Origin of the sequence: Vibrio splendidus 12E03 (assembly GCF_000272105.2) — a bacterium.
GTDB lineage: Bacteria > Pseudomonadota > Gammaproteobacteria > Enterobacterales > Vibrionaceae > Vibrio > Vibrio splendidus_I.
Genome location: NZ_AJZD02000173.1, coordinates 1 through 19,328, shown reverse-complemented (window position 1 = coordinate 19,328; position 19,328 = coordinate 1). Strand labels below are relative to the sequence as shown.

General features: G+C 44.1%; 19 protein-coding genes. 13 read left to right on the top strand and 6 right to left on the bottom strand.

The genetic code is table 11. From position 1 onward, the window contains the following. The coding region (thiM, locus tag A142_RS11860; protein ID WP_019821799.1) for a hydroxyethylthiazole kinase at positions 1-688 on the top strand (688 nt) is incomplete at its 5' end. Positions 689-823: 135 nt separating this feature from the next. Here thiM and A142_RS11855 read toward each other — a convergent pair. Continuing rightward, positions 824-2,767, bottom strand: a complete 1,944-nt coding sequence (locus A142_RS11855; protein WP_019821798.1) for a methyl-accepting chemotaxis protein — start codon at positions 2,765-2,767, stop codon at positions 824-826. A gap of 262 nt (positions 2,768-3,029) precedes the next feature. Here A142_RS11855 and thiE point away from each other — a divergent pair, with 262 nt between their 5' ends. Next, on the top strand, positions 3,030-3,647 hold the full coding sequence (gene thiE, locus A142_RS11850) for a thiamine phosphate synthase (RefSeq protein WP_029405415.1): 618 nt from the start codon (positions 3,030-3,032) through the stop codon (positions 3,645-3,647). Positions 3,648-3,780: 133 nt separating this feature from the next. Here thiE and A142_RS11845 read toward each other — a convergent pair whose 3' ends face one another. Together A142_RS11845 and A142_RS11840 are read right to left on the bottom strand one after the other, a co-directional pair. Beyond that, positions 3,781-4,125, bottom strand: a complete 345-nt coding sequence (locus A142_RS11845; protein ID WP_019821797.1) for a hypothetical protein — start codon at positions 4,123-4,125, stop codon at positions 3,781-3,783. Positions 4,126-4,530: 405 nt separating this feature from the next. Next, positions 4,531-5,433: a LysR family transcriptional regulator gene (locus tag A142_RS11840; RefSeq protein WP_019821796.1), complete on the bottom strand. Its 903-nt coding sequence runs from the start codon at positions 5,431-5,433 to the stop codon at positions 4,531-4,533. A gap of 138 nt (positions 5,434-5,571) precedes the next feature. Between A142_RS11840 and A142_RS11835 the strand changes: the two genes are divergently transcribed. The 5 genes from A142_RS11835 (at position 5,572) to A142_RS11815 (ending at position 10,277) form a co-directional block, all read left to right on the top strand. After that, positions 5,572-6,000: a PACE efflux transporter gene (locus A142_RS11835; RefSeq protein WP_019821794.1), complete on the top strand. Its 429-nt coding sequence runs from the start codon at positions 5,572-5,574 to the stop codon at positions 5,998-6,000. A 182-nt stretch (positions 6,001-6,182) separates the two neighbouring features. Beyond that, entirely contained in the window at positions 6,183-7,172 is a 990-nt protein-coding gene (locus A142_RS11830) for a helix-turn-helix domain-containing protein (RefSeq protein WP_029405414.1), read from the top strand. Between the two features lie 277 nt (positions 7,173-7,449). Further along, complete coding sequence (locus A142_RS11825) at positions 7,450-8,211, top strand: amidohydrolase family protein (RefSeq protein WP_019821789.1); 762 nt, start codon at positions 7,450-7,452, stop codon at positions 8,209-8,211. Between the two features lie 82 nt (positions 8,212-8,293). After that, positions 8,294-8,953, top strand: coding sequence for a DUF3299 domain-containing protein (locus A142_RS11820; protein ID WP_019821788.1), 660 nt, complete (start codon positions 8,294-8,296; stop codon positions 8,951-8,953). A 115-nt stretch (positions 8,954-9,068) separates the two neighbouring features. Then, on the top strand, positions 9,069-10,277 hold the full coding sequence (locus A142_RS11815) for a carbohydrate porin (RefSeq protein ID WP_019821785.1): 1,209 nt from the start codon (positions 9,069-9,071) through the stop codon (positions 10,275-10,277). Positions 10,278-10,373: 96 nt separating this feature from the next. On the opposite strand, the gene A142_RS11810 is transcribed toward A142_RS11815, so the two are convergent. Then, the gene (locus A142_RS11810; protein WP_019821783.1) at positions 10,374-10,841 is read right to left on the bottom strand and encodes a hypothetical protein; all 468 of its coding nucleotides are present in this window, start codon (positions 10,839-10,841) and stop codon (positions 10,374-10,376) included. A 342-nt stretch (positions 10,842-11,183) separates the two neighbouring features. On the opposite strand from A142_RS11810, the gene A142_RS11805 reads away from it, so the two are divergent. Together A142_RS11805 and A142_RS11800 are read left to right on the top strand one after the other, a co-directional pair. After that, the gene (locus A142_RS11805) at positions 11,184-12,188 is read left to right on the top strand and encodes a Solitary outer membrane autotransporter beta-barrel domain (RefSeq protein WP_019821781.1); all 1,005 of its coding nucleotides are present in this window, start codon (positions 11,184-11,186) and stop codon (positions 12,186-12,188) included. Between the two features lie 118 nt (positions 12,189-12,306). After that, on the top strand, positions 12,307-13,368 hold the full coding sequence (locus A142_RS11800; RefSeq protein WP_019821779.1) for a sensor domain-containing diguanylate cyclase: 1,062 nt from the start codon (positions 12,307-12,309) through the stop codon (positions 13,366-13,368). Positions 13,369-13,405: 37 nt separating this feature from the next. On the opposite strand, the gene A142_RS11795 is transcribed toward A142_RS11800, so the two are convergent. Continuing rightward, positions 13,406-14,401, bottom strand: coding sequence for a helix-turn-helix domain-containing protein (locus A142_RS11795; protein WP_019821777.1), 996 nt, complete (start codon positions 14,399-14,401; stop codon positions 13,406-13,408). Between the two features lie 159 nt (positions 14,402-14,560). On the opposite strand from A142_RS11795, the gene A142_RS11790 reads away from it, so the two are divergent. The 4 genes from A142_RS11790 to A142_RS11775 are packed head-to-tail and all read left to right on the top strand — an operon-like array spanning position 14,561 to position 18,474. Next, positions 14,561-15,682 carry an HlyD family secretion protein gene (locus A142_RS11790; RefSeq protein WP_019821774.1) on the top strand — a complete coding sequence of 374 codons (1,122 nt, stop codon included), beginning with the start codon at positions 14,561-14,563 and terminating at the stop codon, positions 15,680-15,682. After that, the gene (locus A142_RS11785) at positions 15,672-16,691 is read left to right on the top strand and encodes a DUF2955 domain-containing protein (protein WP_019821772.1); all 1,020 of its coding nucleotides are present in this window, start codon (positions 15,672-15,674) and stop codon (positions 16,689-16,691) included. Before A142_RS11790 ends, A142_RS11785 begins: the two co-directional genes overlap by 11 nt. A gap of 22 nt (positions 16,692-16,713) precedes the next feature. Then, entirely contained in the window at positions 16,714-17,814 is a 1,101-nt protein-coding gene (locus A142_RS11780) for an AI-2E family transporter (RefSeq protein WP_019821771.1), read from the top strand. Beyond that, positions 17,815-18,474: a potassium channel family protein gene (locus A142_RS11775; RefSeq protein ID WP_019821769.1), complete on the top strand. Its 660-nt coding sequence runs from the start codon at positions 17,815-17,817 to the stop codon at positions 18,472-18,474. 94 nt (positions 18,475-18,568) lie between these two features. On the opposite strand, the gene A142_RS11770 is transcribed toward A142_RS11775, so the two are convergent. Then, positions 18,569-19,108 carry a DUF3332 domain-containing protein gene (locus tag A142_RS11770; RefSeq protein ID WP_029405412.1) on the bottom strand — a complete coding sequence of 180 codons (540 nt, stop codon included), beginning with the start codon at positions 19,106-19,108 and terminating at the stop codon, positions 18,569-18,571. Positions 19,109-19,328: the final 220 nt, after the last annotated feature.

The window sequence follows — 19,328 nt, the reverse complement described above, 5'->3', positions numbered from 1 at the left end:
CAATGCGTTATTGGCGATTGGCGCTTCGCCTATTATGGCTCACTCACAGCAAGAACTGGCAGAGATGATGTCTTTCTCTGGCGCTTTGGTGATCAACATCGGAACGCTCGACAGTGTTTGGACGCCAAGAATGTGTTTTGCTGTAGAACAAGCCAACGCGAACAACAAGGTGGTGGTTCTTGACCCTGTGGGTTGTGGCGCAAGTACGCTTCGTACCGAGACTTCTTGTGAAATCGCACGTTTAGCGGATAAATTGATCATCCGTGGTAACGCGTCTGAGATTATCGCGCTAGCGGGTGAGCAAGCACAGAGCAAAGGCGTTGATGCACTAGATAGTAGTGATGCTGCATTAGGCGCAGCGCAATGCTTAGTGGGTGAATACGGTGCGAATGTGGTTATTTCTGGTGAGATAGATTACGTTGTCACCAAAGACAGTGTTGTGATGTTAAACAACGGGCACCCAATGATGCCGTATGTAACGGGCATGGGCTGTACCTTAACTGCATTGACGGGCGCATTTGCTGCTGTTGGTGATGAAAGTGGTTTAGCGGCAGCGGCGGTATTGGGTGTGGTTGGTGAAATCGCGGCTGAGAACTCACGCGGCCCGGGTAGCCTGCAGGTGAACTTGCTTGATGAGCTGTATCAACTAGATGAAGAGACACTGATTCAACGTTTGAAGATTCAGTAGATTCAATCTAGATCTGCATTCGTAGCTTATTAAAAAGCCCTCAGCATATGTGTTGAGGGCTTTTCTATTATTGCTTCAAAACCGTATTAACTCGTTGTAGTGTTAGCTATCTCGTTATATCAGCAATTGGTTTCGTTAGGTTCTAAATCGATTCACTTGGCTCTCTAGGTGATGAGCAACCTCAGTTAAGTCACTCGCTGCGCCAGAAATACTGCTTACAGACTCTTGGTTACTTTGTGCGATGGTGTTTGCACCTTGCGCATTTTCACCCAGCGACTTAGTCAAGCAATCCTGTTCATCAACCGATACTGCGATCTGGCTGTTGGCCTGGTTCAAATCTTGAATGTGTTGGTTAATCACATGCAGGTTCTGAGAGGCTTGTTGTGCCTGAGTTGATGCATCGGAAACCGTGCTGTGGCTCTCTTTGATCGACTCTAACGCATCTTTAGCGCCACGTTGTAACGAGGTGATGAGTTCATCGATCTGGCTAGCTGAATCTTGGGTACGCTTAGCTAAGGTTCTTACTTCATCGGCTACGACTGCAAATCCACGACCTTGTTCACCCGCACGAGCGGCTTCAATAGCTGCGTTCAATGCCAGTAGGTTAGTTTGCTCAGAAACGCCTTTGATTACTTCAAGAATGGCACCAATGTTCATCGACTCTTTGTGTAGGTCCGTCACTTTTTGGCTGCTGACCTGCATGCTTTCATCGGCGCTGCCAATCTCATGCAGTGTTTTGTCTACTTCTTTCAGTCCCATCGCCACATTCTCAGTTGCTTGGTTTGCAACCTGAGACGCGTGGTTAGCACTTGCAGCAATTTCTGATGTGCTTGAAGCCAATTGATCAACGGCAGAAGAGATATTGATCATCTCATTGTTCAACTGTGTCGCGTTGGTCGAGCTGTTATTGGTCACTTGATTGAGTGACTCCGACATCTCACCAATACGCACACTAGATCGGTTCACTTCGCCAACGATATCGCGTAGAGATTCAATAGTAATCTCCATGTTGGTCAGCAGTTCGCCGATCTCATTTTTGCTCTCAATGTTCACTTCGACATTCAGATTGCCTTGAGAAAGTTCGTTGGTGATCTGCTTAACCTGCGCAAGCCCTTTAGTAATTGAACGAGTAACCAAAACAGCGCTTGTCATACCAATGATTAAAGCCACACCCGTTAGCAAGAAGATGATTTGAATCGAACGTTTTTCACTGGCTTGCAGTTCAGGCGTCAATGCTTGTTTCTGTTGCTCTAGAATGCTTTGAGCATCCGCGACTGCAATAGCCAAGCTGTCACCAATCGAGGCAAGAGTCGCGGTTCTTTGCGTGTTCTCAATCATCTGTTGATGAACTTGCTCAAAGCCTTTTGCATACGCTTCGCGCTGGTTAGAGAAGTCTTCAATAAGCTCGCTTTGGTAAGGGGATGATTTGAGAGACTCAATGTCGCCTTCAATACCTGGCAGCGCGTATTCAAAGATATCTTTACCCGCTTCATAGGTTTTTAGGTCGTTGTTGTTTGAGTAACTCAGTACAGTGATCTTGGCTGCGAGGAAGTTCTCCATCAACATACCCGCGTATAAGCTCGCGTTTGGATCGTTGTTGTTGTAAGACTCATACAACAAGCTCTGAGCGGCTTTGAGGGCGTTGGTTTCTCGTTTGACCATCTCGACATTCACCAATTGGTCGATGAGCAGCTGGCTCTGTTTCATTGAGCCATAAGCCGTGTCAAATGCCGCCACGCTGTCTTGCACTAATTGCAGACTAGCTAGGCTATCGGTTTTGGTGGTGGTTTGGATTAAGTTGTTGAGTAGTTCATCAATCGCGAGTTTGCTTGATTGATAATTCGTTTCGTATTGCTCATCCAATGACTCTAAGTAACGTTCAGAGGCTAAACGCATCTGAAGAAAGTGCACTTGAATGTTGCCTGACAGTGTCGCTTTCTGGCTGAGATCACTGTATTGACTAAAGCCGTTCGACAAGGTTTGGATACCTTTGTAACTCACAAGGCCTGAAATGACGAAAAAGAGTAAGCAGATGGCATAACCAAGCTTGATCTTAAACGCTATAGAAAGGTGGCGCATAACTATCCCTATATTTACCTGATTCCTTCACTGTGGAGTATTTCATAAAACAGCGTTCTGGGCATGCTTGAAGTGAATTCTTTGTGTAATAAGTAACGCTTTAGTTAAAAAGTTCAGGTTTTTCGGTATGCTTTCAACGAGTTGCGTATTCGATGGTGCGTGTGTAATTGAGCTAATTTAGTATTAACTTCCATGCACATGATGCGATTTGTCGGTAAAATAGTGCAACGCCAATTTTAGACATCGACTCCAAAGGTACGATATGAACCCTTATAAGCTCTATTTAGTAACGGATGACCAACAAGATTTAGAAACGCTTAAGTTTGTGGTTGAACAAGCGGTTGCGGGTGGCGTCACTATGGTTCAAGTAAGAGAGAAACATGGGGATGTAAGGGCCTTCATTGAACGAGCACAAGCCGTAAAGTCGATTTTGGTTGGCTCAGGTGTTCCGCTGATCATCAATGACCGAGTGGATGTGGCATTAGCCGTCGATGCCGATGGTTTGCACTTAGGGCAATCGGATATGCCGGCAGTATTAGCACGCAAGCTGATTGGCCCTGATAAGATTCTTGGTCTATCAATTGAAACTGAGCAGCAACTACAAGAAGCCGACAGCTTGCCGATTGATTACATTGGCCTCAGCGCGTTGTTTGCCACACCGACTAAGACAAATCTTAAGAAACATTGGGGCTATGATGGAATTAAAATGGCGTTGGAGACAACGAAGCTACCGATTGTGGGTATCGGTGGAATCAACGAGTCGAACATTCCGCAGTTGGTTAAGACTGGTATTCATGGATTAGCCTTGGTATCAGCGATATGTCACGCTGAAAGCCCAAAACAAGCGACGCAGGATTTGCTATCTCTGATGGGAGAGTGAAGGGGGGGGGAGTAGAACTAGAAAACAAATGAGGTTGGTCATCTGTTTTCTAGTGGAAGCACAAGCACAGAGTTGTGCTACATGTGTTTATCGATGGAGCATTTAAGGTGCTCTATCTAACACATCGTTTGGTCTATTGAATGCACAGAGCAACCGTGCCGATGACCATAATAACGATCGCAGCGTACCAACCGTATTGTGCAGTTTTATCAGCAACAAACACCTTAATGTAGTTGATCTCTTCATGCGCCATTGCGATGAAGTCCGTGTAGTTAATCGACAACTCACGGCTAGCCTCTTTCAGGTCTTGTTGAAGCTTGTTGAAAGACTCATCGATGAAGCCCTTTGTTTCCGAAGCAGACGGAGTAGCAGTTAACGCTAGGCTATTCCAAACCGCCATACGCGATTCATATTCGCTTTCACTGACACAATTAAGTACGCGTAAATCATACTCTCGTTTGTTACGCTCTTTACCCATTTTCTCAGGGCAAATATTTCTTAAAACGTTCACGACAAATTTTCCAAAAGGTTCATTTAGATATAAAAAAGCACTCAAAGAGCGCTCATAAACTGGGTGCGAATCAATATTCAAAAAGTGATCTATTTGAAACCGATATAAGCGACTGCAAGGCAGGGCGTTTATCTGGGAGATTTGAAGTTGGGTCAGTGGTGTTAAAGAGCGATTTGGGTCTGTCTAAATTCATTTGAAAAGACAAACCCGTTGGGATCGCAGTGTAGTTAGGTCACTTTTGGACATCAACTAGGGTGTTCTATCCAGACGACAAAGATATTTATCGGCAAGATAAGCAGAAATGAGGTAGCAGTGGTGAGTTCCACGCCGATATTGAATCTCTGAACTGACGATGTTTGAAGATTAGGGAGCTTAGTTTGCCTGCCATTGATTGTATTGCAGTGAGTGCCTCTTAAACTGCTCGATAAGGCTGGTGAGAACTGGGCCATTGATGTGGCTGCGAGACACCAAACAACCCACTGGAGTAATCCAACCACCATGCTCGTGTGAAACAGGTAACGCCACAAGATCGCCTTTTTGAATGCCTTCCATCACCATCATTTCAGGCACATTTGCCCAGCCAACGTTCTGTTCAACGAGATCGATGATCGTTTTGTGGTTGTTGGCATACCAAAGCATCGAGCTAATACCGTAGGTGAACCACAGTTCGCGCTGCTTTGAACTGCGATGCACACATTGGCGATAACGCTTTAGATCTGAGTCTTGTACTACCGACATTTGGCTGAGTTCGTGAGTGGCGGAGCTAACCGTAAGAAAGCGGGCTTGGCCCAGTAAGAAGAAGTCCATATCCACTTTAAGTTCACCATCCGCATAGATGATGCCAATCTGCGCTTCGCCACGTCTCACCAGGTCTTCAACATCGAAGGTTGAGGTCGTAATAATATCGAAGTGTGTGATTGGGAACTGATCGGCCAGTGAGCTGATTATCTTAATGAAATTCTTATCTATGATGCTTTCATCAACCGCAATGATCAGTTCGTGCTCATCTTCTTGGGTCAGCGATTCTACTTTTTGGTCGAAGTACTTTTGCTGGTCAAGGATCGACTTGGCCACAGGCAATAACGCTTTACCTTTGCTGGTTAAAACGGGGATGTTTTTCTCTCGGTTAAACAGCTCTTGGTCGATGGCAATTTCTAGGTTGGCGATCGATTGGCTGACTCCAGACTGAGCGCGTTTCAGTTTGCGAGCGGCGGCAGAGAAAGAGCCACTTTCACACACGGTGACGAATACTTTTAGTTGCTCAAAACTGTACATGTTACCTCTCGCTCAATACCAAATAGGATGACAATGCTCAGGCTATCACTAATCGTGATGGCTGTTAACTTTCTCTTATTATTTTCGATGACATAATCCGAGCTAATCCAACACAGACTAGATTATTTAGAGGAATGTATGAGTACGTTAGAAAGAGTGTTCCACTCAGTGTTATTCGAAGTTTTGGCTGTAACACTTTCAATTATAGGTTTAGCGATATTTACCGATCATGATGTGAATGCCTTATCAGGAACCATGATAGTTGTTGCGACCATCGCCATGATTTGGAACTACTGTTTCAACCGCATTTTTGATCGCTACTTCACGGGTGAAAAATCAAAGCGTTCGCTCAAGTTACGTGTTTTTCATGTCGTGCTATTTGAGGCAGGCTTGCTGGTGGCGACGATCCCAGTGATGGCTTACTTACTTGATGTGGGGATTTGGCAGGCATTTTTAATGGATATCGGCGTGACCATTTTTATTACCATTTACGCGTTTGTGTTTAATCTGACTTATGACCATGTTCGAGCATTCTGGGTACGCAGAGGGGAGCTAGCCGTTCAGTAATCTACCAAGTCAGTAAACACTATTTTGGCCACTAACCGTTTGTTTATTCGTTATTTTGACGGAGACATTCGGTTAGTAGGCCTAGGTAACCCATCGTTTGTTCTGCTATCTTAAATAAGGTGATAATTAGAGTTCTAGAAAGAACAGATTAAGAGGAAAGGATGCCAAATACCTCTCAGATAATGACAGTGGTAGATAAGAAGGAAGTCGAGCTGTTTGCGGAATTGTTCAAACATATCGATGGTGAAATCTACACCTTGTTACGCAGTGCCAAAATCCCCAATGACATTCTCACCAGTAGCGACCATTACGAGTACCTCCCTGAGACCACCATTAAAAACGTGGTCAAAATTATGGGTGAGTCGGCGTCACGAGAAGAGTTTTCACTGTTTATGTGGAGCTTTTGCAAACAAACCTATGTGCCAAGGTTCGTCGCTAAACTAAGTCATCAGGATTCGCTAAAGAGCACGCTAGACCAATTTGGTGAGCAGTTGAAGCTCGTATCCAATGGTGCGAATGTCTATACCAAGCCATCCGGAGGCAAGTGGTGGTTGGTTCGCGAGAAGCCATTTACTAACGCACCTTGGTTTAAGTTCGCTGAACTGTTCTCTGTTATTTTCATTAACGAGCTACTTTCAGTATTAACGAAAGGTCGTTGGAAGCCGTCTGAGGTCGGAATTCAGAATGGCGACCTCGAATGTTTTCAATCTCTACCACAAATGGGCAGTGCTCAGTTTTATACGCATAGACCGGTCACAGCTTTTGAGATCCCTGAAGAAATCATGCTTGCGCCTATCGTGTTGTCAAAGAGCGGCCATACACCTGAACTAACCACGCCTCTACCCAGCTCATTTCTGAGCGCATTCAAACTTGTGATTAAACCTTATCTCACGATGGGGAAGCTCCCAATTAGCTTGGCATCTGAAATTCTGAATATTCATGTCAGAACCATCCAACGCAGACTAGAAAACGAAGGTGTCGTCTATAAAACCTTGATAGAAGAGATGGTGCTCGAGCAGGTTTTGGAACTGCTCACGCAGTCGGATTTGTCGATTACTCAAATAGGCACAAAGATGGGCTACGCTGACTCCTCTCATTTTACACGTGCCTTCAAACGACAGATGAACATGACACCAAGACAGTATCGAAAAGAGCGGCTACAACAACGCTAATAGAAGTTGTAGCCGAAATAACGACTGTATCGAAATCATTACGTAAGCAGGACTTGATCCGCATAATTAATCGTTGTCACCAAATGGCCATTTTTCAACATTGAATACTGTCAGTATCACTACTAAGTTATTGAATGTTGATGAGTTGTTTTATCTTGTTGTTTGCGAGTGTCGCGGGTAATGAAAAACACCTTTGAAACCTCATAACACTCATTAGTAGTTACGGAATCGTTATGGGAAGTGGATTCCACTCATTTATGGATAACAAGGTGTAAAAATGAAAAATACTGGCTTAAAGCTCTCTGTTGTGGCTCTTTCGTGTTCATTTGCTCTTTCTGCAAATGCAGCATCAACGCTATTTACTAACGTCGATGTGTTCAATGGTACTGAAAACAAATTGTACGAAGACCATCATGTATTAGTCGAAGACAATCTCATCAAACAAATCTCTGTGAGCCAGATCGAGGCTGGTGACGCTGTAGTGATCGACGGCGAAGGCAAAACGCTAATGCCGGGTTTAATCGAAGGCCACGGACACTTACTGCTGAACGGCGGTAATCTAAGTGACCACGAAAACAACCGAACGATCGAAGAGTTAGCCGCGCGAGCGACAGTGAACGCGAACGCCGCGTTTCAATCGGGTTTCACCACGTGGCGTGATGCTGGTGGCTTGAATACTGGCTTACGTAAAACAATCGATTCTGGCATGTTGCCGGGCCCACGACTTTACACATCAGGCGCATTTATTGGCCCGACGGGTTCGCATGCCGATTTCAGTAACCTAACCACGGCTAACCAACACTTCTTTGGTTCATCAACCAGTATGGCTCGAAATAGCGTTAGCTTTAATGCCGACGGTATTACCGAAATCAAAGCGGGTGCATACGCTGATATCATTATTGTTGAAGGCAACCCACTTGAAGACTTGTCAGTGATTGGGGCAAACGAAAAATGGTTTGATGCAGAGCCGCGCAGCCCTGAAATCGACACCATTAAAGTCATCATGAAAGATGGCAAAGTCTACAAAAACACGCTGTAACTCAGTTCGACAACTCAGTTAAAAAATTAAGCTTTAATGGGTGACCTATTTGGGTAGGTCACCCCTCTTCAAGGTGTTCTATATGCAAAAAATGCTTTCTCTTATCCTGTCAATGGTATCACTGACGACCGTTGCTTTACCTACTTTTGCTGAAACAGCGATGAATCTTGAGTGGCAAGATCTGAACTCAGAGTCTCACGAAATGAAAGTAGAAATGCCGGATCTAACCGATCAACAAATGCGTCTATTACAAGGTGTGATAGCAATGAGTGCATCAGAGGAAGAGCAAGTTCAACAACAGGTTTTATTATTCAAACAAACGCTAAAAGAGCAGGGTGTAGACGCAGACGAAATGATCGCACTGCGTGATGAATACATGCAAACCATGAAAGCAAACGCCGAAGCCATCACGACAGAGTTTGATGGCAAGAAAGTACGAGTTCCCGGTTTCATCGTTCCACTGGAGTTCTCCGAGGGCATGACCGCAACCGAGTTTCTGTTAGTGCCCGTGGCGGGTGCGTGTATTCACATGCCACCACCACCTGCAAACCAGATTGTGCGCGTGTCTTTCCCTGAAGGCTTTCAGGTACAAAATGTTCAGTACCCAGTGTGGGTAGAAGGTGACTTTAGCTCGAACAAAGTGACTGAAGAGGTCTTCCTAGTCGATGGTAAAAGTAACCTCACTATGGGTTATGAAATGAAAGCTTCGATGATCGAAGACTATTATGAAAAAGAAAATTAATGGTTGTCATCAAATGACAATTTTCAATGTGAGTAATAACTAAAATAAAACTAACTTAAAAAGCACTGGTGACATGATGAACTCAAGATTCTCTAAAATAAGTATGGCTATTGTGATGGCGGCAAGCCCAATGAGCGGCGTTGTTTACGGCGCTAACTTTGAAGGCCCGGATTCTGTTGAAAATACAATTGCAGAGCAGAAAGCACAAAAGAAATCTTGGAGGGAGTCATTAGCTGAAGATGGTTTTACATTTGGTGCAGATTACTTTGCTTTGGGGCTGACCTCAGGGGATGGAGTTGGCGGCGATAGCGTTGATGCATCGTCGGGTGTGGCACGATTATACGGTTCATGGCATCTATTCGGAAAGGACACACAGAACTCAGGTAGCCTGGTTTGGAAGGTGGAACATAGGCATGCTTATGGTGATACTGCGCCAAAAGAGTTTGGTTTTATAGGTTCAGACCAAATTGGATATGTAGGTTTGATAGCACCGGCTTTTAGTGACCAAGGGTTTCGTGTTACGGACTTAAATTGGAAGCAAAAAATCAACGATGGCAAAGGCACTATTGTTGTCGGTTGGCAGGATGTGACGAACTATGCCGATGTTTACGCCCTAGCAAGCCCATGGTCTGGTTTTACTAACTTGGCATTCTCGACAGGCTCTGGTGCGATGGGCTTACCTGATGATGGTGTATTGGCCCTTTCTGCTGGTCATATGTTGGGCGAAAATTTTTATGTCGTAGGTGGTATCGCGGACGCAAAGGGGAAATCAGATGACATTTTTGATGGCTTTGATACTGCCTTTGGTAGTGATGCGTCTTACTTCACCACACTGGAATTAGGTTGGACGGCTTCGCAAGAGCAGATCTACACCGATAACTTCCATGTGACTTTTTGGGATTTTGGTGACGATACGCGCCATAACCTCGCTTACCCAGACCAAAATAATACTGACGGTGGTAAAGGTGTGAACTTCTCATGGAGTCAGTTCATGACTGATCAAGTGATGCCGTTTGTACGTGGTGGTATCTCTGAAGGGCAAGTCGCGCTATATGATAAGTCGCTGAGTGTTGGTTTCGGTTATTTCGGATTAGGTAAGCCAACAAACAATCTTGGTGTAGCTGTCAATTGGTCTGAATTGAATGAAGAAATTCTGCAACCAGTCGCAAATTCAGACGAGCAGTGGACTGCGGAGATCTACTACAACATGCAGTTTGGTGACCATTTCCAAGTAACACCTGACATCCAGTACATAAAGGATCCTGCATTCTCCAATGAAAGCAGTGCTTGGGTATTCGGTATTAGAGCGAGAGTCTTTATCTAACTTCTCTGCTTGTTAATCGCTGAAACGTAAAGAATATATGTAAAAAGTGAGCCTTGATAGGCTCACTTTTTCGTCTTAGGTGTGTGTCAAAAGCGACTATGCTTTTTCGGCTTTGGGCGTGTCATCAAGTGCGAAGTAGATCTTTGAAACAACAATCTCTGCGACCAAAATCGTGAATACCACAGCGAAGAACGCCACCACACCATTCCAAGGGCCTGTGAAGTCTACCTTGTCTCCAAATAAGATATTGATGGCTTCCAACATCACAAACTTAGAGCCCACCAAAATCACGTAACTGGATAAACCGCGATAAATCTTAGGCGCAGTCCCCGGTTTAGATTTGAAGTAATCCGCCAGCTTATGTTCTAAGCCGATAGACAATTTGAGTAGGAGTTGAAGCAAAATCGCAGCTGCAAATGAGATGGTGAATGATTCGATATTGACGAAGTCCCAGTATTCATCAAAAAAATTAAGAACCGTTAAATCGACGAGTACCGCAAGCGTGTATCCGACAAAGAGTCGTTGGGGTGTATTAAATCCATATACTTTTTCTATATTGCTCATCTACTTCTTCCTGAGTAAAGGATTATAAAAAACTTAGGAGTTAATCTTATAATTTTCAAATGCTTATTGTTTTATATGCGAAACAGGTCTTAAAGTCGGCTTGGCGTATTATGGTAAGTAAGGGTTTTAAGAATGATCCAAGATAAGACTCCAATTTAGACAGGGCGCATATGATTATTCATTTTAGAATCCAAGACGTAGAAGAGCTTTGGGGATCCATCGATTTGGCAACGCTCTTGCAGCTGGAACTGAGAGCAGTATCAACCACACCGTTAACTCTCTGATTGAAATAGTTAAGTTACCAATTACACTTGAAGCATAAGTTTGAAAGGAGTCAACTTAATGCTTTCACCCCAATCGCTGTATTCCTCTTCTATTGCTCTGATCTTAACTGGCCTTTTTTCATCCTCGGCCTGTGCCTCAAATGAAGCGATTCAAAATCGTTTAGAGAAGATCTTCGCGGCTTCTATTACGTTGACTGACAGCGATGCCGTATCTATAGGCTTTGTTGATTTTGACCCTAATTCATTTATCAATTTGAACGACAATGGTTTCGGCTCCGATAAAACCATCGATACTCGAAGCCAAGTGAGTGTGGGCTCCATTCCTTATTCTTCGGTGATTAACACCGATGATCCTGATCTTGACCTTATTTGGTCTGTGCGAGGGTCTTATGCGCTTTCTGAACAGGATATTGAAATCTCACCGGAAGTGACCTCTGACCGTCGTGTTAACCCAAACAAAGATTCAGTATTGGGCCTGTATGGCTTTTTCGGAGGGCAAAACCATTTAAACCAGTATTGGTCTATCGCCTATGGGTTAGGCACTCACTTGCTCTATTACCGCAATAAATACGAATACAACAACAGCTACTCTCAAGCATTTCAATCTCAGCTAGATGGCTACGCATTGAATACATCAGCATGGGCGCTTGTTGCTGAACCTTCAGTCAAACTTCAATACTTGCAACCAAAGGAGTGGGGCAGCTGGAATGTCTCTTCTCGAGTGCGTTATTTCTATGGGACTGGATGGGGTGAAGCGAACGATGGCGATATCGGCAACCCTGAAGGGATGCGATTTATTAATGAACTAGAGTTTAGGCAAAATGTTGCGCTCGATGCTTGGTCGTTAAACAACCCTCAGGTCCACTATAACTTTAGAAGAATCGATATAGCAGGGGATTTAACGGATCCTTTAGATACACACTATTACTATGAATTCGGCGCTGGGTTGGTGTTCGATGTCCCTTACGACTCTTACTTCTTTGATAACTTCGGTGTCGGGATTAACTTCAATTATGGCAGCTCACTCAGCGGTGGTAGTTTGCTCTTCTTACTCAACAATTAGCATAAGTTGTTGATCTTCAAAGTACCCATATAATTTGAATTTGTATGTGTCGTAAAATGGTAAATATCTTAATCAAAACTTAGCCATCATAGTCATTCGCCCATCACCAGAGCAAACTATGAACAAGTTAAGTTATGACCGAAAAATGCCGCTATACGTGGTGTCTGCACTTGTCCTCAATATGGCATTTAGCTTGTGGTTGCTGAGTATTGCTTCTACGCCAGCCATGGTTTTTTCGGTGTGTGCGTTGTTTTTACTTAGCACTCTTATTACCGCACGCCTTTATCGACATGAAATGGCTCAAAGCAAGAATAACTTGTCGGAAGCGATCATTGATGGTGTCGCAGGTTTTATTGTCCTCGATAGTCAATTGAGAGTCATACAAGTGAATCAACAGTTCTCTCGGGTTTCAGGTTATGCCTTTGACCAAGTTGAATCTCGTCCGATTTCTGATCTCTGTTTTATGAATAACAGCAGCCTAATCGCGACCATTACTCGCTCACTGAAGGAAAACCAGAGATGGAAAGGTGAGTTGAGTGGCGTAAGTCGACTTGGTGAGCAGTTTACCGTTAACGTTGTAGTGGAAAAGCTAACCGAAATCCTGCCGCACAATAATAAGTACGTGGTGACCTTTACGGATATTAGCCGACGTAAGATATTGGAGCGTCGATTAAGAATGCTGGTGGAAACCGATTCACTGACAGGGTGCTGGAATCGACGCCGTTTTGATAACGACTTAAAACATTATTCAAACCTGGCAGAGCGTTATGGTTACACGCATTCTTGTTTGGCGTTGATCGATTTAGATCACTTCAAGGCTATCAATGATAATCACGGTCATGACCAAGGTGATTCAGCGCTGAAAGAGGTCGCTGAACTGTTGAGAAACAACAGCCGAGACACTGACATCGTCGCGCGAGTAGGCGGAGAAGAGTTCGCTATCTTGATGCCTGAAACCAATTTAGCAGAAGCGTTTGAGGCGATGTATCGATTGAAAGGAGTGATTACCAAAGGGACAACATTGAACCTGACCGTGAGCAGTGGTGTGGCTGAAATACAGGCGCAAGCCGAAGCGACCTATCGCAGTGCAGATAAGGCACTTTACCGCGCTAAAGGTAACGGGCGAAATAGAGTGTGTAGCTCTAGCTCAGGCTGTGCGACCTCCATCGCGCTTTGCTAAGAGTTGGTCGCACTTAGCTAATCGGTGAGAGTGGTATCTAAGCCGAGATTGAGCGTTGGTAAATCTTTGGCGTAAGGCCAGACACACGCTTAAACGCACGGGAAAAATGAGAGATGTTGGTGTAACCGAGCTGGCTAGAAATGTAGGTCAGTGTGTGGCCTTCTTCCATCAGTTCGCAAGCTACCGAAAACATCAGGTTCTCTTTGATCTTTCGATAAGTGGTATTTTCGTTCTTGAGTTTGCGTTGGAACGTTCGCACTGAAAAGTTGAGCAGCTCTGCGGCGTCTTCAAGAGAGAGGTCTTGCTCTTTCATGTACGGCTCTAGAAGCTCATAAACGCTATCGGTAAAGCTGGTATGCCACTCAATGAGTGTCGGTTTAGCACTGAGCTCTTTTGATGTTAAGCGGATAGGGAGCTGTAAGATTTCGTCAGGAATAAGCACTGCCGTCGACGACTGATTAACAAACAGCTGGCAACTATTTGGTACTAGTGTTTTGACGACATCGATATCGTGCCCTTGCAAGCGAACCTTACTAGGTAACCAGGGTGATTGAGATAAAATGGTTATTAATTCAATGATATAAATTATAGCAAATGCTTCGCCCCATTCGAACATAGGTGAATTATCTTCAGGGGCTGTACGGCAAAACCAGCTCTGATTGTGCTCTTGAATAAACTCGACTTTGCTGCCTGGTGAATCATAGGAAAAAATTGAATTGATCTGTTTTAACGAATCACCGATGGTTTCGAATTCGGTAAATTGATGCAAGACATTTGGGATGATTCGACGTCGAAATGCTAGCCCAAGAACATCGGTGAACCGAGAGACACCTAGTTGTGCTGATGTAAGATAAATCAAACGTTTGATTGATTCTGATGGCACAAAATCACTTTCTGATTCGATAAGGTCGGGTGGTAAACCCGAGTCTTTGAGCAACAAATGCAAATCAAGACCATAGTCAGAAAAAACCTGAACCAGAATCTTAGCGTAGTTCGTTTGAATTACCGGGACTTGGTAGTGACTGGAGGTCATGAGTATACAATCCTGTATATATTGTCGCATTATTAGACGTGCATATAATTTGCAACGTTTTGTTTACTAAATCTAACTCTATTTACTTGAGTTTTCCATCGCTGGGTTTATTTTTAAGGTATTAATTTTGTTGATGTTAGTTATCTAGAAGGGAGTCCCATGTCAGAAGTCAACGGGAATAAGCAAGAAGCCAATGAAGAAGTTGGCCAGCAAGAAAATGGAAAAGACAGAGTAAGAAAAATTACAAACTACTTATTGTTGTTTGTCGCATTCATGTTGATCTTCAGTGTCATTTCAGACCGCATCATCCCTATTACAGATAATGCACGTGTAAAAGGTTATATCGTTCCAATCAAGCCTGAGGTATCAGGTAAAGTACTCGATATTCTAGTTCAACCTAACCAATTGGTTAATCAAGGCGATAAGCTCGCTATTTTAGACGATTCTGATTATAAAATTGCCGTACAACAAGCTGAGCAAAACTTAGAAATTGCTGGCCAAAATGTCGGAGCTCAAACCGCGAGCATTGCTTCAGCTCAAGCGAAGCTCACGTCAGCGATGGTAGAGAGACAAAATACCAAGTTACAAGCCAAGCGTGTTTTAGAGATGGCTGACAAAGGTGTGGTTTCTAAATCCGATGCGGACAAAGCGCGAGCTTCACTAGCGACGTCTCGAGCGGCGGTTGTAAACGCGGAAGCAGACCTTGACCGTGCTAAGAAGCAAATGGGTAAAGAAGGTGAAGAAAACAGCCAAGTAAAAGCGGCGTTGCTAGCTCTTGAACAAGCTCAATTGAACCTAGAGCGCACTGTGATCACAGCGCCGACGCAAGGTGGTGTTTCTAACTTTAGCCTGTCTGAAGGTTTTTATGCATCAGCAGGGCAAGCAATCATGACCTTTGTTTCAACGGAAGATATCTGGATTGAAGCTTATTATCGCGAGAACAGCCTAGGTAACGTTACGGTCGGTGATGAAGTCGAAGTAGCGTTAGATTTTGCACCGGGCAAAGTGGTAAAAGGCCGAGTCAGTAGCATCGATTGGGGTGTTGATTGGGGACAGAATGATCAAGCAGGTAAGCTTGCGCAAGCCAACCAGCAAACGGGTTGGTTGCGTCAAACACAGATGCTTCCTATCACCATTGAATTTGATAATGAAGAAGTGACAGGCATGCTCCGAGTAGGTGGACAAGCGGATGTGATTGTTTATAGCGGCGATAACTTTGTGTTCAATGCGATAGGCAAGGTATGGATTCGTTTGATTAGCGTATTGTCTTATGTCCGATAAGCCGATTCCTGACCAACAAACACAGCAACGGATCCTGCGATTTACGGTCGGGGTCACGTTGGCTGTTTTCTTGGCGGCGTGGATAAACTGGCCACTTGCGTTTGTGGCGCCAGTGTTCACTGCTAAGTTCTTAATTGATAAACCAAATCTCCATAAGGAAACGGTCTACGAATTGCTCTTGGCCGTTGTGGTGACAATGGGGTTAGGTTTATTGCTGTCGCGAGGAATTACCCATTATCCAATCCCATTGCTGATTTTAGTGGGGCTAATGATGCTTTGGGGCTACTACTTGTTTGTCGACCCAAAATGGAACCTGTTCGCCACCATACTGTTGATTGCCGTGTTGATGTTGCCTTTTATGGCGATTGATAACCCTGGCGTATCAGTAATGCTGGCCTCTGGCCTAGCGACCTCTGGTGTGGTTTCAGTCATGCTTTTTGCGTTAGTGCATGTGTTTTTCCCTGAGCCTAAATCGGAGTTCTCAGGCTTCGCTGCTGCGCCACTCGAAAAGAAACAGCGTTGGTATGCGGCCTTTAGGGCGATGATTATCTCCTATCCAGTGGTTTGTTTTTTCTTTATTTTTCAAATATCTGAAGCTTTGCTGACAATGATGTTCATTGCGTTGTTATCGTTGATGATTACGTCAGAGAAGTCGATAAAGTTGAGCGCTTTTCTGGTGATAAGTAACGGTATAGGGGGATTACTGGCGATTGCTGCTTTTTCAATTCTTTCTATAGTACCCAATATTGTCTTCTATTCTTTGTTTATAGGACTTATTGCCATTCTTATGGCTACCAAGATCTACACGGTTCCCGAAAAAGCACCTATTTTCGCCACTGCATTTAGTACGTTGCTCGTACTGGTTGGTAGCACATTGATGAGCTCCGGTGATATCGATAGCAACACCCTTATACGCATATTCCAATTAGTGTTAATTGGAATATATATGATTTTGGCTTCTCTATTCCTAGAAACACGGAATTGGAAGTTCCTACAAAATCAGCCTTAATTTTGTCTAACAAGGACGTCTCATGAAGTTAACCGATGATTTTTCAAAACAGGCGATAGACGCTGCCATCAAGATCGCAGCGATTGCCATGCTCGTGTATTGGTGTTTTTCGATTTTGCGCCCATTCATTCTTTTGGTGATATGGGGTGCGATCATTGCGACAGCCTTGTATCCAGTGGCGGTCGCAATTTCAAATAAAACCGGGATGTCGAAAGGTAAAGCCAGTGCATTGCTGAGCTTTATTGGTGTGATTCTATTATTTATTCCTTTGGCGGCGCTTTCTTCTGGTATCTACACCAGCGCGACTGACCTGATGACAGGGCTTCAAGATGGCACATTGTCATTGCCTAAACCGAAAGAGTCCTTACAAGATATTCCATTAATAGGGGAAAAGGTTTATTCAACCTTGGTTGCCGCCTCGAACAATATTGAAGGCACTTTCATAAAGTATGCAGACGAAGTTAAACAGTTCGCGACGAAAGCGGCTTCTGTTCTTGGCTCGCTAGGTGGTGGCTTCATTCAATTTATCATCTCGACCATCATTGCTGGTGCGTTCATGAGTAATGCCGATAAATGCCAAACGGGTGTGACTCACTTAGTGGCGCGCTTAACAGACGGCAAAGGAGAAGAGCTGGTACAGCTCTCTAAATCGACCGTGCGCAGTGTTGTGCAAGGTGTGATTGGTGTTGCTGTGATTCAATCCATGATGTCGGCAATCGGTTTGGTGATTGCAGGCGTTCCAGCGGCTGCGTTTTGGGCGCTAGCTGTACTGCTCATTGCGATAATCCAACTTCCACCGATTCTTGCGCTATTACCTGCGATCATTTACATGTTCAGCGTTGAATCGACACTGGCGGCGAGCTTGTTCTTAGTGTGGTGTATTTTAGTGAGCGGCAGTGACGCTATCTTGAAGCCAGTACTACTGAGCCGTGGCTCTCACATTCCAATGCTGGTTATTTTATTGGGTGCATTGGGTGGAATGGCGATGTCAGGCATTGTCGGTTTGTTTGTTGGTGCCGTGATTCTGAGTTTGACCTACGAGCTGATGATGGCGTGGCTTGGGCTTGAAGAGAAAAACCAAGCAGAAGTAGAGACAGACAAAGCAGAGACTGAGGTGAAATAGATGAAGGCAGTCTCGAAAGACGACAACTTCTACTTCTTATTCTATGCACTGTTGGTGTTGTTTTTTGGTTGCGCGGTGATGCAGCAGTTTTACCCGCAAGGTCAGAAAACAATCCTATTTCTCATCATAATTACCTTAGCGAGCTCAATTGTTGGTATCAATAGAGAGCGAGCCTTGTATCGATCTTGGTATGGTCTGTTGTTGATAACAGCGTCCGTATCAGGTGTATTTTCGTTTTTGGAAGGTTATAACCTGTCGATAGTGACGTTATCGGCGTTGGCTGCGTTTTTGTTCTCCCATATCTACTCAGCGTTAAAGCAGGTGATGAAAGCAAAAACGGTGACGCCCAATCATATTATCGGGTCAATCTGTATCTACTTGCTGTTAGGCTTTGCTTGGTCGACTATCTACTTGTTGATTTTGGAAATTTTTCCTAGTGCATTTAACGGTTTAGAAGAGAAAGTCTGGTTAACGAATTTGTTCAATGCGATGTACTTTAGCTTTATCACTCTGACCACTGTTGGCTATGGAGACATCTCACCAGCTCTGCCTATTGCTCAATTCTTTGTGTTTATGGAATCCATTATTGGTAGCTTTTACTTAGCCATAATGGTAGCGAGCTTAGTGAGTATTCGGCTCGCACAGTCTCAATCCCAATAGAGCGCATATAAAGAAGCCCGGCAATTGCCGAGCTTTTTCTATTTGATGAGCTTCAAAGTTTCTTTAAGTTGGAACTCTGTGTGGGCGATGAATCTTACGCTTCTGTGCCTTGAATCTTCTCTAACTCAGCGATAGTCGTTTGCGATACAAGTTGACCATCCATGTAATAGCTAACGTTTTGACCGTCTTTAATACCCGTTAGAGTCGCCGTTTCACCAGAGGTATAGACGATGTCCATTTGAACCGTATTCTCGTCGATCTTAATCATCTCACCCGTTTCAATCGTGCGATTGTTTGAAATTGGGCCTACAGGAGCTTCTTTAAGGCTTGGGTCTAGCTCATCGTTCACTTTGAAGTGAGTATCTGTTTTTGTATCAAATACGTGTGGAGAACCGCTGATCGGGTTTTTACCTGTCCAGAATTCAAGTGAGTTGAATACGACATAGTCGGCTGCGGTTGTAATACCGTATACAGGCGCTAATAAGAAGTTTACACCTGCACGAGCATAGCGGTTATCGACAACTTCAACGTTAAATTTCATCACTTTCCCTGTTACGGCATTACTACCGATACAACCAGTTAGCGCAGAAGCCAAAACCGTTAGTCCTACAATTTTAAGTGCAATCTTTTTCATTTTAGTACCTGTATAAGTTAGAAGTCTGTTTTGTTGGAACAGGTGTAGTATGGTTTTTATTCGATGGTCAGTTTTACCATTTAACGCCATTAGCGATATAAAGTGGTCACGCACTTCAAGCATCAGATTTTGGTCATGGGAAACTTAACTAGGGAAAATACGGACATAAAAAAAGCGCGACCTAATAGGGTAATGCCGTTCGGATAAGCATTACTGCTTG

Excerpts from the sequence above, each read along its gene's own strand:
- A142_RS11855 (WP_019821798.1), bottom strand. The coding sequence starts at position 2,767 with ATGCGCCACCTTTCTATAGCGTTTAAGATCAAGCTTGGTTATGCCATC.
- thiE (WP_029405415.1), top strand. The coding sequence starts at position 3,030 with ATGAACCCTTATAAGCTCTATTTAGTAACGGATGACCAACAAGATTTA.
- A142_RS11845 (WP_019821797.1), bottom strand. The coding sequence starts at position 4,125 with ATGGGTAAAGAGCGTAACAAACGAGAGTATGATTTACGCGTACTTAAT.
- A142_RS11840 (WP_019821796.1), bottom strand. The coding sequence starts at position 5,433 with ATGTACAGTTTTGAGCAACTAAAAGTATTCGTCACCGTGTGTGAAAGT.
- A142_RS11835 (WP_019821794.1), top strand. The coding sequence starts at position 5,572 with ATGAGTACGTTAGAAAGAGTGTTCCACTCAGTGTTATTCGAAGTTTTG.
- A142_RS11830 (WP_029405414.1), top strand. The coding sequence starts at position 6,183 with ATGACAGTGGTAGATAAGAAGGAAGTCGAGCTGTTTGCGGAATTGTTC.
- A142_RS11825 (WP_019821789.1), top strand. The coding sequence starts at position 7,450 with ATGAAAAATACTGGCTTAAAGCTCTCTGTTGTGGCTCTTTCGTGTTCA.
- A142_RS11820 (WP_019821788.1), top strand. The coding sequence starts at position 8,294 with ATGCAAAAAATGCTTTCTCTTATCCTGTCAATGGTATCACTGACGACC.
- A142_RS11815 (WP_019821785.1), top strand. The coding sequence starts at position 9,069 with ATGGCGGCAAGCCCAATGAGCGGCGTTGTTTACGGCGCTAACTTTGAA.
- A142_RS11810 (WP_019821783.1), bottom strand. The coding sequence starts at position 10,841 with ATGAGCAATATAGAAAAAGTATATGGATTTAATACACCCCAACGACTC.
- A142_RS11805 (WP_019821781.1), top strand. The coding sequence starts at position 11,184 with ATGCTTTCACCCCAATCGCTGTATTCCTCTTCTATTGCTCTGATCTTA.
- A142_RS11800 (WP_019821779.1), top strand. The coding sequence starts at position 12,307 with ATGAACAAGTTAAGTTATGACCGAAAAATGCCGCTATACGTGGTGTCT.
- A142_RS11795 (WP_019821777.1), bottom strand. The coding sequence starts at position 14,401 with ATGACCTCCAGTCACTACCAAGTCCCGGTAATTCAAACGAACTACGCT.
- A142_RS11790 (WP_019821774.1), top strand. The coding sequence starts at position 14,561 with ATGTCAGAAGTCAACGGGAATAAGCAAGAAGCCAATGAAGAAGTTGGC.
- A142_RS11785 (WP_019821772.1), top strand. The coding sequence starts at position 15,672 with ATGTCCGATAAGCCGATTCCTGACCAACAAACACAGCAACGGATCCTG.
- A142_RS11780 (WP_019821771.1), top strand. The coding sequence starts at position 16,714 with ATGAAGTTAACCGATGATTTTTCAAAACAGGCGATAGACGCTGCCATC.
- A142_RS11775 (WP_019821769.1), top strand. The coding sequence starts at position 17,815 with ATGAAGGCAGTCTCGAAAGACGACAACTTCTACTTCTTATTCTATGCA.
- A142_RS11770 (WP_029405412.1), bottom strand. The coding sequence starts at position 19,108 with ATGAAAAAGATTGCACTTAAAATTGTAGGACTAACGGTTTTGGCTTCT.